General features: G+C 65.7%; 14 protein-coding genes and 2 pseudogenes. 11 read left to right on the top strand and 5 right to left on the bottom strand.

Annotated features, from left to right (window positions below; all coding sequences use genetic code 11):
• Positions 1–171 precede the first annotated feature (171 nt).
• Positions 172–609: a SufE family protein gene (locus EO141_RS07675; RefSeq protein ID WP_127168886.1), complete on the top strand. Its 438-nt coding sequence runs from the start codon at positions 172–174 to the stop codon at positions 607–609.
• Positions 606–1,862: an MFS transporter gene (locus EO141_RS07680; RefSeq protein WP_127168887.1), complete on the top strand. Its 1,257-nt coding sequence runs from the start codon at positions 606–608 to the stop codon at positions 1,860–1,862. Before EO141_RS07675 ends, EO141_RS07680 begins: the two co-directional genes overlap by 4 nt.
• 244 nt (positions 1,863–2,106) lie before the next feature.
• On the opposite strand, the gene dksA is transcribed toward EO141_RS07680, so the two are convergent.
• Positions 2,107–3,150: an RNA polymerase-binding protein DksA gene (dksA, locus tag EO141_RS21895; RefSeq protein ID WP_126945386.1), complete on the bottom strand. Its 1,044-nt coding sequence runs from the start codon at positions 3,148–3,150 to the stop codon at positions 2,107–2,109.
• Positions 3,151–3,240: 90 nt separating this feature from the next.
• Between dksA and yidD the strand changes: the two genes are divergently transcribed.
• The 6 genes from yidD to eutC all read left to right on the top strand — a co-directional run bounded on the left by yidD (position 3,241) and on the right by eutC (position 9,543).
• Complete coding sequence (gene yidD, locus EO141_RS07690) at positions 3,241–3,534, top strand: membrane protein insertion efficiency factor YidD (protein ID WP_104586168.1); 294 nt, start codon at positions 3,241–3,243, stop codon at positions 3,532–3,534.
• Entirely contained in the window at positions 3,531–4,880 is a 1,350-nt protein-coding gene (locus tag EO141_RS07695; RefSeq protein ID WP_115676899.1) for a dihydroorotase, read from the top strand. The genes yidD and EO141_RS07695 overlap by 4 nt, the downstream gene beginning before the upstream one ends.
• Positions 4,880–5,719 (top strand): M23 family metallopeptidase, encoded by an 840-nt coding sequence (locus EO141_RS07700; RefSeq protein WP_164739112.1) that lies wholly within the window; start codon positions 4,880–4,882, stop codon positions 5,717–5,719. The genes EO141_RS07695 and EO141_RS07700 overlap by 1 nt, the downstream gene beginning before the upstream one ends.
• 205 nt (positions 5,720–5,924) lie before the next feature.
• Positions 5,925–7,289, top strand: coding sequence for an ethanolamine permease (gene eat / locus EO141_RS07705; protein ID WP_127168889.1), 1,365 nt, complete (start codon positions 5,925–5,927; stop codon positions 7,287–7,289).
• Positions 7,286–8,695: an ethanolamine ammonia-lyase subunit EutB gene (locus EO141_RS07710; protein WP_104649022.1), complete on the top strand. Its 1,410-nt coding sequence runs from the start codon at positions 7,286–7,288 to the stop codon at positions 8,693–8,695. Before eat ends, EO141_RS07710 begins: the two co-directional genes overlap by 4 nt.
• Positions 8,692–9,543 (top strand): ethanolamine ammonia-lyase subunit EutC, encoded by an 852-nt coding sequence (gene eutC, locus EO141_RS07715; protein ID WP_127168890.1) that lies wholly within the window; start codon positions 8,692–8,694, stop codon positions 9,541–9,543. Before EO141_RS07710 ends, eutC begins: the two co-directional genes overlap by 4 nt.
• Positions 9,544–9,548: 5 nt before the next feature.
• On the opposite strand, the gene EO141_RS07720 is transcribed toward eutC, so the two are convergent.
• The 3 genes and pseudogenes from EO141_RS07720 to EO141_RS21685 all read right to left on the bottom strand — a co-directional run.
• Positions 9,549–9,839, bottom strand: coding sequence for a hypothetical protein (locus EO141_RS07720; RefSeq protein ID WP_024940408.1), 291 nt, complete (start codon positions 9,837–9,839; stop codon positions 9,549–9,551).
• A gap of 182 nt (positions 9,840–10,021) precedes the next feature.
• The gene (locus tag EO141_RS07725; RefSeq protein WP_024940409.1) at positions 10,022–10,510 is read right to left on the bottom strand and encodes a pyridoxamine 5'-phosphate oxidase family protein; all 489 of its coding nucleotides are present in this window, start codon (positions 10,508–10,510) and stop codon (positions 10,022–10,024) included.
• Between the two features lie 457 nt (positions 10,511–10,967).
• A pseudogene (locus tag EO141_RS21685) lies at positions 10,968–11,108 on the bottom strand (transposase); the annotation flags it as partial.
• Between the two features lie 20 nt (positions 11,109–11,128).
• On the opposite strand from EO141_RS21685, the gene EO141_RS07735 reads away from it, so the two are divergent.
• Together EO141_RS07735 and EO141_RS07740 are read left to right on the top strand one after the other, a co-directional pair.
• Positions 11,129–12,094 (top strand): tetratricopeptide repeat protein, encoded by a 966-nt coding sequence (locus EO141_RS07735; protein WP_127168891.1) that lies wholly within the window; start codon positions 11,129–11,131, stop codon positions 12,092–12,094.
• A gap of 35 nt (positions 12,095–12,129) precedes the next feature.
• Complete coding sequence (locus EO141_RS07740; RefSeq protein WP_127168892.1) at positions 12,130–12,357, top strand: hypothetical protein; 228 nt, start codon at positions 12,130–12,132, stop codon at positions 12,355–12,357.
• A gap of 81 nt (positions 12,358–12,438) precedes the next feature.
• Here EO141_RS07740 and EO141_RS07745 read toward each other — a convergent pair whose 3' ends face one another.
• Positions 12,439–12,810 carry a hypothetical protein gene (locus EO141_RS07745; protein ID WP_206514790.1) on the bottom strand — a complete coding sequence of 124 codons (372 nt, stop codon included), beginning with the start codon at positions 12,808–12,810 and terminating at the stop codon, positions 12,439–12,441.
• Between the two features lie 25 nt (positions 12,811–12,835).
• Here EO141_RS07745 and EO141_RS07750 point away from each other — a divergent pair.
• Positions 12,836–13,060, top strand: a pseudogene (locus tag EO141_RS07750) (acyl-CoA thioesterase); the annotation flags it as partial.
• Between the last annotated feature and the right edge of the window lie 102 nt (positions 13,061–13,162).

The raw sequence follows: 13,162 nt of genomic DNA on the forward strand, positions 1-13,162 counted from the left end.
CCTACCCTCACCCCCAATCCCCGCTCCGCGCCCCGGCCCGCGCTGGCGGCGCGGGCGCTCCAAGGCACGCGCGCCAATGGCGCGCAAACCGCGCCTTCTCGCCCCGGCGGGAGAGGGGCACCCTTGCGGTGTCGCCGGGCAGCGCGATCACCGACCGACTCTGGATTTTTGATGACCACCACCCCCTTCCCGCTCGAACCTACCGCCGTCGACGCACAGGCCGCCATCGCCGAGGAGTTCTCCTTCTTCGGCGACTGGTCCGAGCGCTACCAGTACCTGATCGACCTGGGCCGCAAGCTGCCCAGCTTCCCCGAACAGTGGAAGACCGAAGAACACCGCCTGCATGGCTGCCAGTCGATGGTGTGGATCGTGCCGGAGGGCAATGCCGAGCGGCTGGACTTCCACGCCGTCAGCGACTCGGCGATCGTGTCCGGGCTGATCTATCTGGCCTTGCGCGTGTACTCCGGGCGTAGCGCGCAGGAGATCCTGGCCACCGAGCCGGACTACATCGCCAGAATCGGGCTGGCCAAGCATCTGTCGCCGACCCGCAGCAACGGCGTGGCGGCCATGCTGGCCTTCATCCGCGACACCGCCCGCGCGCAGCAGTGAGTACGCCGACGCCGACGCCCTCGCCCGCCGCCTCGCTGCGCACGCTGCTCGCCCACCCCGGCTTCGGCCTGGTGCTGCTGTATCGCGTGGCGGCGATGCTGTCGTACCAGATCGTCGCGGTCACGGTCGGCTGGCATATCTACGAGATCACCCGCAATCCGCTCTCGCTCGGCTTGATCGGCCTGGCGGAGATCCTGCCGTTCTTCTGCATCGCGCCGTTTGCCGGCTATCTGGTCGATCACCTGCCGCGCCGCCGCCTGGGCACGATCGCGGTGCTGGGCCTGGTCGCCACCGCGCTGCTGTTGCTGGCCATCACCCATGGCTGGCTGCCGGTGCAAGGCGTGTGGCCGATCTATGCAGCCATCGCACTGACCGGTGCGGCACGCTCGTTCCTGTCGCCGGTCTATAACGCGCTGTTCGCGCGTGCGCTGCCGCGCGAGGCCTTCGCCCGTGGCGCCAGCATCGGCAGCGTCACCTTCCAGGCCGGCATGGTGATCGGCCCGGCGCTGGGCGGCGTGCTGGTCGGCTGGGGCGGCAAGGGGCTGGCCTATGGCGTGGCCGCCAGCGTGGCGTTGGTGGCGATCCTGGCACTGGCGCTGTTACGGGTCAGCGAGCCGGTCAACACAGGCCCCCGCGCGCCGATCTTCCGCAGCATCGCCGAAGGGGCGCAGTTCGTGCTGTCCAACCAGATCATGCTGGGCGCGATGGCGCTGGACATGTTCTCGGTGTTGCTGGGCGGCGCGGTGTCGATGCTGCCGGCCTTCATCCACGACATCCTGCATTACGGCCCGGAAGGCCTGGGCATCCTGCGCGGTGCCCCGGCGCTGGGGTCGATCGTGGTCGGGGTGTGGCTGGCCCGGCACCCGCTGCAACGCAATGCCGGGCGCATCCTGATGCTGTCGGTGGCCGGCTTCGGGCTGTGCACGATCGCATTCGGCCTGTCGCGGCACTTCTGGCTGTCGGCGGCGATCCTGCTGGTGTACGGCATGTGCGACGGCGTGTCGGTGGTGGTGCGTCAGACCATCCTGCAGCTGGCCACGCCCGATGCGATGCGCGGCCGGGTGTCGTCGATCAACGGCATCTTCATCGGCTCGTCCAACGAGCTGGGCGCGTTCTACGACGGGGTGATGGCGCGCCTGGTCGGCCTGGTGCCGGCGGTGGTGATCGGCGGCTGCGTGACCCTGGGCGTGGTCGCCACCACCGCGTGGAAGGCGCCCAAGCTGCGCACGCTGGATCTGCGCGACCTGCAGTGAGCCCTGCAACGATGCGGTGCCGGTTGCCAATGCAGCCGGCACTGTTTCGCTGCGTATGCCGGGCCGGGCACGGCACGCGCGTACATCGGGCCCACATCAGGCAAGCGACGCCCACCAGGCCGCCTGCCCTGCGTCAGGCATGTCGATGCATCGAACGCCATTGCGTGTGCGCGATGCGCACAAAAAACCCCGCACATGGCGGGGTTTTTCAGTCGACGGACAAGGCCTGGACCTCGTCGACCGATCAGTCGCCCTGCTGCTTCTGCAGGTGCTCCCAACGCTCCTGGGCGTCGATGGTGCGCTCGGCGGTCAGACGCGCTTCCAGGCGGTCGATGCCGATCTCTTCGCCGGTGTCCACGCAATAGCCGTAATCGCCGTCTTCCAGGCGCTTGAGCGTGCTGTCGATCTTGCCGATCAGCTTGCGGTGACGGTCGCGGGTGCGCAGCTCCAGCGAGTTCTCGGTCTCGCGCGTGGCACGCTCGGCTTCGTCGCCGATGTCGCGCACTTCTTCGCGCAGGTTTTCGATGGTCTGCTTGGACTCTTCGACCAGGTCGTTGCGCCAGCTCTGCAGCCGCTGACGGAAATACTCCTGCTGCAGCTTGCTCATGTACTCCTCATCGGCTGCAGGCTTGTAGCCCTGCGGCAGGATCGGACGACCGGTGGCTTCATCGGTCTTGTACTCGACCACCTTGTACTTGGTCTTGGGGGTCGGGCTGGACGGCTTGGAGGTCACGGCCACGGCCACCTTGCCGACCGGACGGGTCGCGGCGGGCTTGGCGGGGGCTTCGGTTTTGGTTGGCGTTTTTGCTGAAGATTTCGAAACGGGCACGGGATTCTTAGGTGACGGGGTCGCAGGCTTTGCCGGCTTCGCAGGGACGGCCTTGGAGGCCGGTGCGGGCGCGGGCTTTTCAGCCTTGACCGGGACTGACTTGGCCGGAGCCGACTTGGTAGCCGGCTTCGGTGCGGACTTGGGCGCCACCGGCTTGGCGGCCGGTTTGGCGGCAGCCGGAGCTGCCTTGTTCGCCGCCGGCTTGGCAGCACTCTTGGCGACAGGAGATTTTACAGGTTTGGAGGCCGCGGGTTTGGACGCTGCGCTCTTGGAGACCGGCGCCGGCTTGGCCGTGGTCTTCGTCGCAGCTGCCTTCTTGGCGACAGGCGGCTTGGCGGGCGGTGTCGCCTGCTTGGCGGCCGGTTTTGCAGCGGCGGGCGCCGCTGCCTTCTTCGCAACGGGTCTGGCGGACTTCTTGGCGGCCTCTACGGCCTTTTTTGCAGGTTTTTTAGCAGCCACGAAACGCTCATCCTTGGTTCCCCCGGGGCCCGGGAAAGCGGGCCTTTATAGCTTACCCCACGGACCCCCGGCAACCACGTATTAATCCAAGTGGCATATCATTGGCAAGTGATCTCACGCCTGCTCATCGCGCTGCTGCGCTTCTACAAGCGGTTCATCAGCCCCTTGCTGGGGCCGCGCTGCCGTTTTGCGCCCAGTTGCTCGGAGTATGCGATGACCGCGATCGGCCGCTTCGGCCCACTGCGCGGTTGCTGGCTGGCCACGCGCCGGCTCGGCCGCTGCCATCCATTCCATCCGGGCGGGTTCGATCCCGTGCCCGACGCGCCTGCGTCTGCAGCCTCGCCCGTCTCCCCTTCCTGCAGTTGCAAAGGACCTCATCCATGAGCCGAACCCTCATCGTCAACGCCCGCCTGGTCAATGAAGGCAAGGAATTCGACGCCGATCTGCTGATCGACGCCGGCCGCATCGCGAAGATCGCCAGCAAGATCCCCCCGGCCGCCGGCGACACCGTGGTGGACGCCGCCGGACGCTGGGTGCTGCCGGGCATGATCGACGACCAGGTGCACTTCCGCGAGCCGGGCCTGACCCACAAGGGCGACATCGCGACCGAATCCGGCGCCGCGGTGGCCGGTGGCCTGACCAGCTTCATGGACATGCCCAACACCAATCCGCCGACCCTGGACGCGGCCGCACTGCAGGCCAAGTACGACGCTGCAGCCGGGCGCGCCTGGGCCAACTACGGCTTCTACATGGGCGCCAGCAACGACAACCTGGCCGCGATCCAGACCCTGGACCCGAAGACCGCGCCGGGCATCAAGGTGTTCATGGGCGCCTCCACCGGCAACATGCTGGTCGACAACCCCGAGACGCTGGACGCGATCTTCCGCGACGCACCGACGCCGATCATCACCCACTGCGAAGACACCCCGACCATCGATGCGACGCTGGCGCAGTACAAGGAGAAGTACGGCGACGCACTGACCCCGGAGATGCATCCGGACATCCGCTCGCGGCAGGCCTGCCTGAAGTCGTCGCAGCTGGCGGTGGCGCTGGCGCGCAGGCACAACACCCGCCTGCACGTGTTGCATATCTCCACTGCCGACGAGCTGGCGCTGTTCGAGGCCGGCCCGCTGGTCGATGCCGACGGCAAGCTGCGCAAGCGCATCACCGCCGAGACCTGCATCCACTTCTTGCGCTTTGACCGCAGCGATTACGCGCGGCTGGGCAACCTGATCAAGTGCAACCCTGCGATCAAGGACGCCGAGGACCGCGTGGCGTTGATCGAGGCGCTGGCCGAGGACGTCATCGACGTGCTCGCCACCGACCATGCGCCGCACACCTGGGAAGAGAAGCAGAAGCCCTACGCGCAGGCGCCCTCCGGCCTGCCGCTGGTGCAGTACGCGCTGGTCGCCGCGCTGGAGCTGGTGCACGAGGGCAAGCTGCCGATCACCCGCATCGTGCAGAAGTTCGCGCATGCGCCGGCGCAGTTGTTCGATGTGGAAGAACGCGGCTTCCTGCGCGAAGGCTATTTCGCCGACCTGGTGATGATCGACAACACCCCGTTCACCGTGAAGCGCGAGCAGGTGCTGTCAAAGTGCGGTTGGTCGCCGTTCGAAGGCACCACGTTCCGCTCGCGCATCGCCGCGACCTGGGTCAACGGCCAGCAGGTGTGGGATGGCGAACAGTTGCTCGGCAGTGCCGCCGGCCAGCGCCTGACCTTCGACCGCTGATGCGCGCAGCCCTGTTTGGCGCCTGGCTTGCGCTGGCGCCGCTGTCGCTCGCCGTCGGCAGTGCCGTTGCGCAGTCCGCGGCGGCGGCGGACGTGGTGTTTCCGCAAAGCGCGTCGCAGGGCGCGCTGGTGATCGGCAAGGTGCCGGCGGGTAGCCAGGTGCAGTACGCCGGCCGCACGCTGCGCGTCAGCGGCTACGGCAGCGTGGTGTTCGGCATCGGCCGCGATGCCAGCGGCCCGTTGCAGGTGCAGATCACCCGCCCCGATGGCAGCACGCAGACCGCCAGCATCGCGGTGACGCCGCGCGACTGGCCGGTGGAACGCGTCAACGGCGTGCCGCCCAAGACCGTCAATCCGCCTGCGGCGATCGCCGAGCGGATCAAGCGCGAGCAGGCGCAGGTCACCGCCGCGCGCGATCGCGACGATGCCCGCCCCGATTTCGCGCAAGCCTTCATCTGGCCGGTGCAGGGCCGCATCAGCGGGCGCTTCGGCAATGCACGCGTCTACAACGGCCAGCCCGGTGCCGGCCATTCGGGCATGGATATCGCCGTGCCCACCGGCACGCCGGTCAAGGCGCCGGCCGCCGGCGTGGTGACCTTCGCCGCGCCGGACCTGTACCTGACCGGCGGCACCGTGCTGCTGGACCATGGCTTCGGGGTGAGTTCGAATTTTCTGCACCTGTCGCGCATCGACGTGAAGGTGGGCGACCGGGTGGAGCAAGGCCAGGTGATTGCCGCGGTCGGTGCCACCGGGCGCGCCACCGGGCCACACCTGCATTGGGGAATGAACTGGTTCGACGTGCGGATCGATCCGTTGCTGGTGCTGGAACGCAATCAATAGTCGGAGCGTCGGGATCCGAACAAGGCCGGCGCGTGGCGGCATGGTCGCTGCGCCCCACCCGCCGTGCTCGTGTTCGCCGCGGACCTTTGGGGTATAACCGGAACGACCGTCGATCGTCGCCCTGCAGCAGCGGGGGCGGTCGCTGGCGGTCGGTCCCGCGTTTAGGCGCCGGACCGCTTCATCTCCCCTCCCCCGACCGCAGGAGATGTGCGACATGCGCAACGAGCAGCTCAAACCCACCCTGGGCACCTGGCAACTGTGGGGGATCGCCGTGGGCCTGGTGATTTCCGGCGAATATTTCGGCTGGAGCTACGGGTGGGGCACCGCCGGCACGCTGGGCTTTCTGGTGACCACGCTGCTGGTCGCGGTGATGTATACCTGCTTCATCTTCAGCTTCACCGAGCTGACCACCGCCATTCCCAATGCGGGCGGGCCGTTCGCCTACAGCCTGCGCGCATTCGGCACCTACGGCGGCATGCTGGCGGGCCTGGCCACGCTGATCGAGTTCGTGTTCGCGCCGCCGGCCATTGCGATGGCCATCGGCGCCTATCTCAATGTGCAATTCCCGACTCTGGACCCGCGCATCGCCGCGATCGGTGCGTATGCGATCTTCATGGGCTTGAACATCGTCGGTGTGGCGATCGCCGCCACCTTCGAACTGATCGTGACCTTGCTGGCGGTGATCGAGCTGCTGGTGTTCATGGGCGTGGTGGCGCCGGGGTTCAGCGTTGCGCGCTTTGCCGCCAACGGCTGGGCCGGCAGCGATGTGTTCGGGCCGGCGGCGATCTCCGGCATCTTCGCCGCGATCCCGTTCGCGATCTGGTTCTTTCTGGCGATCGAGGGCGCGGCGATGGCGGCCGAGGAAGCGAAGGAGCCGAAGCGTACGATTCCGCGCGCCTACATCGCCGGCATCCTCACCCTGGTGGTGCTGGCATTGGGCGTGATGGTGTTCGCGGGCGGGGTCGGCGACTGGCGTCAGCTCTCCAACATCAACGACCCGTTGCCGCAGGCGATGAAGGCGGTGGTGGGCAACAGTTCGATCTGGCTGCATATGCTGGTGTGGATCGGCCTGTTTGGCCTGGTGGCCAGCTTCCACGGCATCATCCTGGGCTATTCGCGCCAGTTCTTCGCGTTGGCGCGTGCCGGTTTCCTGCCACACGGCCTGGCCAGGCTGTCGCGCTTTCGCACGCCGCATCGGGCGATCCTTGCCGGCGGCGCGATCGGCATCGCGGCGATCTGCAGCGACAGCGTGGTCAAGATCCAGGGCATGTCGCTGACCGCGGCGATGATCACCATGTCGGTGTTCGGCGCGATCGTGATGTATGTGATGAGCATGCTCAGCCTGTTCAAGCTGCGCCGCGCCGAACCCGGGTTGGAGCGCAGCTTTCGCGCGCCGGGCTATCCGGTGGTGCCGGCCATCGCGCTGCTGCTGGCGCTGGTGTGCCTGGTGGCGATGGTCTGGTTCAACCCGATCGTGGCGCTGATCTTCGTGGGCCTGCTGCTGTTCGGCGGGCTGTGCTGCGTGCTGAGCCTGCGCGGCCAGGCCACGCCGGCGGCCAGTGCCAGATGAGCGGGTTCGCGTTCAGCGCAGGCGGCGAGCGCTTCCGGTTTGCCGATCTCAAGACCCTGCTGGCCAAGGCCACGCCGCCGCGCTCGGGCGACCAACTGGCCGGGCTCGCGGCCGATTCCGGGCTGCAGCGGGTGGCGGCGCAGATGGCGCTGGCCGATCTGCCGCTGCGGCACTTCCTCGAGGAAGCGGTGGTGCCGTATGAAGCGGACGAGGTCACCCGCCTGATCGTCGACCAGCACGATGCGGCCGCGTTTGCCGCGGTGGCGCACCTCACCGTCGGCGGCTTTCGCGATTGGCTGTTGAGTGCGCAGGCCGACGAAGCGGCGCTGACCGCACTGGCACCCGGGCTGACGCCGGAGATGGTGGCAGCGGTCTCGAAGTTGATGCGCGTGCAGGACCTGGTCCTGGTCGCGCAGAAGACCCGCGTGGTCACGCGCTTTCGCAATACGTTGGGCTTGCGCGGGCGGCTGTCCACGCGCCTGCAGCCCAACCACCCCACCGACGATGCCACCGGCATCGCCGCCAGCGTGCTCGACGGCCTGTTGTACGGCAACGGCGATGCGGTGATCGGCATCAATCCTGCCAGCGACAGCCTGGCCGCCACCACCGCGTTGCTGCGCATGCTCGATGCGGTGATCAGCGGTTACCAGATCCCGACCCAATCCTGCGTGCTGGCGCATATCACCACCACCATCGAGGCGATCAACCGCGGCGTGCCGGTGGACCTGGTGTTCCAGTCCATCGCCGGCACCGAGGCGGCCAATGCCAGCTTCGGCATCAATCTGGCGCTGTTGCAGGAAGGCCATGACGCCGGGGTGGCGTTGCGGCGCGGCAGCGTCGGCGACAACGTGATGTATTTCGAGACCGGCCAGGGCAGCGCGTTGTCGGCCAACGCGCATCATGGCGTCGATCAGCAGACCTGCGAGGTGCGCGCCTATGCGGTGGCACGGCAGTTCAAGCCGCTGCTGGTGAACACCGTGGTCGGCTTCATCGGCCCGGAGTATCTCTACGACGGCAAGCAGATCATCCGTGCCGGGCTGGAGGATCACTTCTGCGGCAAGCTGCTCGGCGTGCCGATGGGCTGCGACATCTGCTACACCAATCATGCCGAAGCCGATCAGGACGACATGGACGTGCTGCTGACCCTGCTCGGCACCGCCGGCATCAACTTCATCATGGGCATCCCCGGCTCGGACGATGTGATGCTCAACTACCAGACCACCTCGTTCCACGATGCGCTGTATGCGCGCCAGGCGCTCGGCCTGCGCGCCGCGCCCGAGTTCGAACACTGGCTGGAACAGCAAGGCATCCTGCGGCTGCGCGATGGCCGCTTCGAACTCGGCAGCGAGCTTCCCGCACCGTTCCGGCGTGCGCTGGAGCAGTTGCACACCGGCGGCGCGCAATGAGTGCCCCGACCACCCCGCCACGCGATGCCTGGGCACACCTGCGCCGGCTTACGCCGGCGCGCATCGCGCTGGGACGCGTCGGCACCAGCCTGCCGACCGCCGCGCACCTGGATTTCCAGCTGGCGCATGCGCAGGCACGCGATGCGGTGCATCTGGCGTTCGATCCACAGCCGCTGCAGACAGCGCTGAAACAGCGTGGGCGCGACAGCATTCTGCTGCACAGCGCGGCGGTGGATCGGCATGCCTACCTGCAACGTCCGGATCTGGGCCGGCGCCTGGGCGAGGAGGCGGCCGCGCATCTGCGTGGCCTGACCGCCGTACATGGCGGCGGGCACGATGTGGCTGTCGTGGTCGCCGACGGACTCTCTGCATTGGCCGTGCATCGGCATGCAGCGCAGATGGTGGAACATGTCGACGCCCTGGCCGCGCACGAAGGCTGGTCGCTGGCGCCGGTGGTCTTGGTCGCGCAAGGCCGCGTCGCCATCGGCGACGAGGTCGGCGAACTGCTCAAGGCCCGCCTGGTGATCGTGTTGATCGGCGAACGGCCAGGCCTGAGCTCGCCCGACAGCCTGGGCCTGTATCTGACCTATACCCCGCGGGTAGGCCTGACCGACGCGGCGCGCAATTGCATCTCCAACATCCGCACCGAAGGGCTGAGCTACGCCGACGCCACCCACAAGCTCGCATATCTGCTGCGCGAGTCGTTCCGACGCAAGCTGTCCGGCGTGCAACTCAAGGACGAGGCCGAGCAACCGGCGCTGCCGTCGGCCGGCCTGCCCGACGCCGCACCACGGACGTTTCTACTCCCCGATGGTTTGCCGCAGGATGTCGAACGTAGTCGACGTTAGCCGATCTACTTGAGCGCGCCATCCTGCGGATCGCTGGCCGCGTAGGTGCTGGTCGGCAATTCATTGTCGTGTGGGTGACGCAAGGCATTGCGTACCTCTTCCGGCAGTTGCTCGACATCCAGCATCACCTTGCCGGAATGCACATCGCGCACCACCGTTGCAGGCAGCACGAAGTCGCCACCGTTTTCGATATTGACGACGAGCTCGGCGCCATCCTTGCGAATCTCGCGAATTGCACCGACGCCGACTTCGCCGTCGCGCAAAAACACCATCTGGCCAATTTCGATCTGTTGCATCTCGCTTCTCCTGTGGAAGGCGCACGGCACATGGACGCGTGGCGCCGTTGGCGTTCCTGCATGCAGTCAGCCGCGAGTGCCGACCCAGCCTCACAACCGGGCCGGAACTTGCGCAAGCGACAGCACGTGAATGAAGACGATGCAGGCGCCATCGCGAAGATCGCGCCTGCATCGTTCAGGCCTCAGCGCAGCGGAACGTCCGCCACCTTGTCCTGGTAATCCTTCTTCGGGTCGACGCCGAACAGCACCTTGATGCCGGCCAGCAGACTGGAACCGTTGAGCCAGATCTGCGCGTGATCGGTATCCAGGCGCAGCAGCGCCAGCTTGGGATCGTCCTTGCCGCCTTCATACCAGGCCGCGACATGCGGGTTCCACAGACGTTCGACCACGGCCGGATCGGTGTCCTCGCGCAACGAGCCGCTGATGCTGGCGAACAGGTCGTGCCCCTTGCTGCTGAAGGCACCGATGACGCGGCGGCCCTGCCCCAGCATGGCAATCAGCGCATTGTCCTTGGAGGTGAAGAACCAGATCGGGCCACCGCTATCGCCTTCGATCTGCGCCGTCATCGGGCGTGCATGCCCATCTTCCACGCCATCCAGGCCCAGCATCACGGTGCGATCGGACTTCAGGGCTTTCCAGAATTTTTCCTGCAGCTCTTTGGGATCTGCCATCTCGCTATCTCACATGCGCGTGTCTACGCGGGTGGCTCAGTCTGGAAGTCCCCCTGCCCACGGCATGTGACGATGCGCACTTCCGCCTGCACACGCCGGCAACGCGATCGCCCCCTCTGCAATGGTGCACCTGCATAAATGGCGACCGCCCATGCTGCGTGTTTGCGACGCTGTCACCTTGCAGAGCGTGATGCCAGCAAAGCCCTCCAGCATTGCGCCTCGACACCGGGCAGCCGCAGCAACCATGTCAGTAAGCTCGCCTGCCAGGCCGCCCGGCATTGGGGCATGCTCCGCACGCCAACGGTTGGGGATAGCGTGTGGGGACCCGGCGCCTGCTGCCACGACGCTGATTGAGCTTCATCAGGGCAATACACGCGCCACCCTTTTGTGGTTCCACACCTGTCCGCGACGGCGGATGATCTGAAAGAGCTTTCCAAAAACCACGCTCGGGAAAGGGCATCCGCTTTCGCTTGGCGTGCTCGGCTTCAACATCACGCAGCCGCTGCACGTCGGAGGCTTCCGTGCCGCCGTACCTGGACTTCCAGACGTAGTACGTCGCATCGGAAATACCCGGCTCACGGCACACATCCTTGACCTGCTCGCAAGGCAGGAAACATCATGTGGTTCATGAATAAAAAAAACCTCAGTGACGAGCAGGCGACCGCGCTCAGTGAGCAGGCGTGGGCGGCGTTTCGCGAGCAGGATCTGGACACCGCGCTGGAGTCCTTCCAGACCCTTGCCAAGGCGTGCCCCGCCGACCCGCGCTGGATGAACGGCGTTGGCGCGGTGAGCCTGGCGCGTGAAGATCACGCCGACGCTCATCGACACTTCCAGATGGCCGCCGAGCACGATTATCCCGGCGGCCACTACAACCTCGGCATCTTGGCCTATCAGGACGGTGATCACGACGCCGCCCGCCACCACTTCCAACGGGCCGCCGAGCACGATTATCCGGGCAGCCACTACAACCTCGGCAGCATGGCCTTCCAGGAGGGTGATCACGACGCCGCCCGCCAATACTTCCAGAAGGCCGCCGCGTACGATTGCCCCCGCAGCCACTTCTACCTCGGCAGCATGGCCTATCAGGACGGCGATCACGACGACGCCGTCGAGCACCTCGACAACGCCGTGCGCCACGATCATGCGGAGGCGCTGAACCTGCTTGGCGACGTCCATCTGCACGCCAAGCGCTACCCGCAGGCCGAGCAGGCCTATCGGCGCGCTGCCGAGCTGGGGAATGTCGACGGCTACAACAACCTCGGCCTGCTGTACCTGCAGCGCGAGGACTACCAGCAGGCCAGGCAGGCATTGTTGCAGGCGCTGGAATCCGATCACGTCTACGCCCAGCACAATCTGGCGGTGGCCTACCACCGCCTGGGCGAACTCGAGACGGCCGAGCGCTGGTATCTGATTTCCTTCTCCAAGCACGGCAACCTGCAGTCGCTGGAGAACCTTGGCCACGTGTATGGCGAAAGTGGGCGTGAAGTCGAGGGCCGGGCGCTAGTCGACGCCTCCGACAAGCTCTACGAAAATCAGCCTCTCAACGATTACGAGCAGGCGTTGATCGATCGTTTGCTGATCTGAATCGCGATGACCTTGCGGAGAATCCTCAATGGCTCTTGAGAGAGGCGCTGGGTAATGCAGCCATACAGGGTGATCTGGGCCTGCCGCAAGATCTGCAGATTAGCGGGATTGCCGTGCTGGCCCACGATCTGTCGACACATCCGGCGAAGTACGCGATGCGCCACCGTATCCCGTACACCAGCATCGCCATCCAGCGCACCAAGCTGACGCCGAAGTTGGCCGTGCATGTGGGCGGCTGCGCCCGCGCCGCCGGCCTGACGTAGGACAGCGCAGATCGGCGGGTAGCGCCTCAAGGACCATTTTTGTGTCCTTTCCTTGCCGCAAGGACTAATACAAAACATCAATTACAGCGACTTTTGGCGGCTTATCCTCACTATATTTAACAATGACTTAATGCCTTTCTTTAGTTTATGAATGTCTTTTGGCCTTACCAACCCTTTCGCAGTATGTAGATTCCGTTTTCCAGCAATATTAAGTGATACCTTGAAATCATAGAAGAATTCATCACCATGCTTGGTGTCTGTTGGCAACCAGCTTTTAGGCTCGGTAGTCATTATTTCACCATGCCATTCCCCCTTGGTCTTCCAGTTTCTTATATCCACCAACTCGTTTTTATCAGGCTTGAAGATTGAAAACATCACGAACAAACCAATGGCAGTCATTAAAATGTCGACGATAAATGGTGTTTCAGTTAAAAAATGCATTTTCACCTTCATATAAATAAATGTATCGCGCCGACCTGGGCGCGCCTGACACGAGGGCATCGGCAGCAGCCTGTCCGCCTACGTCAACCGTAGCTCGCCCAATGGCCAGGTCACGGTGCGCAATTCCGGCCTGGGCAGCCACATCCGCAAGACCGCACCATGCAATGCATCCACCGTCAGCCGCCCGTACTGCAGCAGCACCCGTGTCAATTCGGCCAACCGTTGCTACGAATACGGCAATAGCGGTGCCGGCAGCGCGGACCGACGGCTGCCACACCAGGTCATCCGCGTCGCCGGATCGCAGCGCGTAGACGTTGCCACCCCCGCCTGTCGGCAAGCCGTGTGATGCGGTACGCCGACAGGC

The organism is Xanthomonas sp. BRIP62415, from assembly GCF_003993515.1.
Taxonomy (GTDB): Bacteria; Pseudomonadota; Gammaproteobacteria; order Xanthomonadales; family Xanthomonadaceae; genus Xanthomonas; species Xanthomonas euroxanthea.

Bases quoted from the DNA above. Each gene is read 5' to 3' on its own strand.
- EO141_RS07675 (WP_127168886.1), top strand. From the start codon at position 172: ATGACCACCACCCCCTTCCCGCTCGAACCTACCGCCGTCGACGCACAG.
- EO141_RS07695 (WP_115676899.1), top strand. From the start codon at position 3,531: ATGAGCCGAACCCTCATCGTCAACGCCCGCCTGGTCAATGAAGGCAAG.
- EO141_RS07700 (WP_164739112.1), top strand. From the start codon at position 4,880: ATGCGCGCAGCCCTGTTTGGCGCCTGGCTTGCGCTGGCGCCGCTGTCG.
- eat (WP_127168889.1), top strand. From the start codon at position 5,925: ATGTGCGACATGCGCAACGAGCAGCTCAAACCCACCCTGGGCACCTGG.
- EO141_RS07710 (WP_104649022.1), top strand. From the start codon at position 7,286: ATGAGCGGGTTCGCGTTCAGCGCAGGCGGCGAGCGCTTCCGGTTTGCC.
- eutC (WP_127168890.1), top strand. From the start codon at position 8,692: ATGAGTGCCCCGACCACCCCGCCACGCGATGCCTGGGCACACCTGCGC.
- EO141_RS07720 (WP_024940408.1), bottom strand. From the start codon at position 9,839: ATGCAACAGATCGAAATTGGCCAGATGGTGTTTTTGCGCGACGGCGAA.
- EO141_RS07725 (WP_024940409.1), bottom strand. From the start codon at position 10,510: ATGGCAGATCCCAAAGAGCTGCAGGAAAAATTCTGGAAAGCCCTGAAG.
- EO141_RS07735 (WP_127168891.1), top strand. From the start codon at position 11,129: ATGTGGTTCATGAATAAAAAAAACCTCAGTGACGAGCAGGCGACCGCG.
- EO141_RS07745 (WP_206514790.1), bottom strand. From the start codon at position 12,810: ATGAAGGTGAAAATGCATTTTTTAACTGAAACACCATTTATCGTCGAC.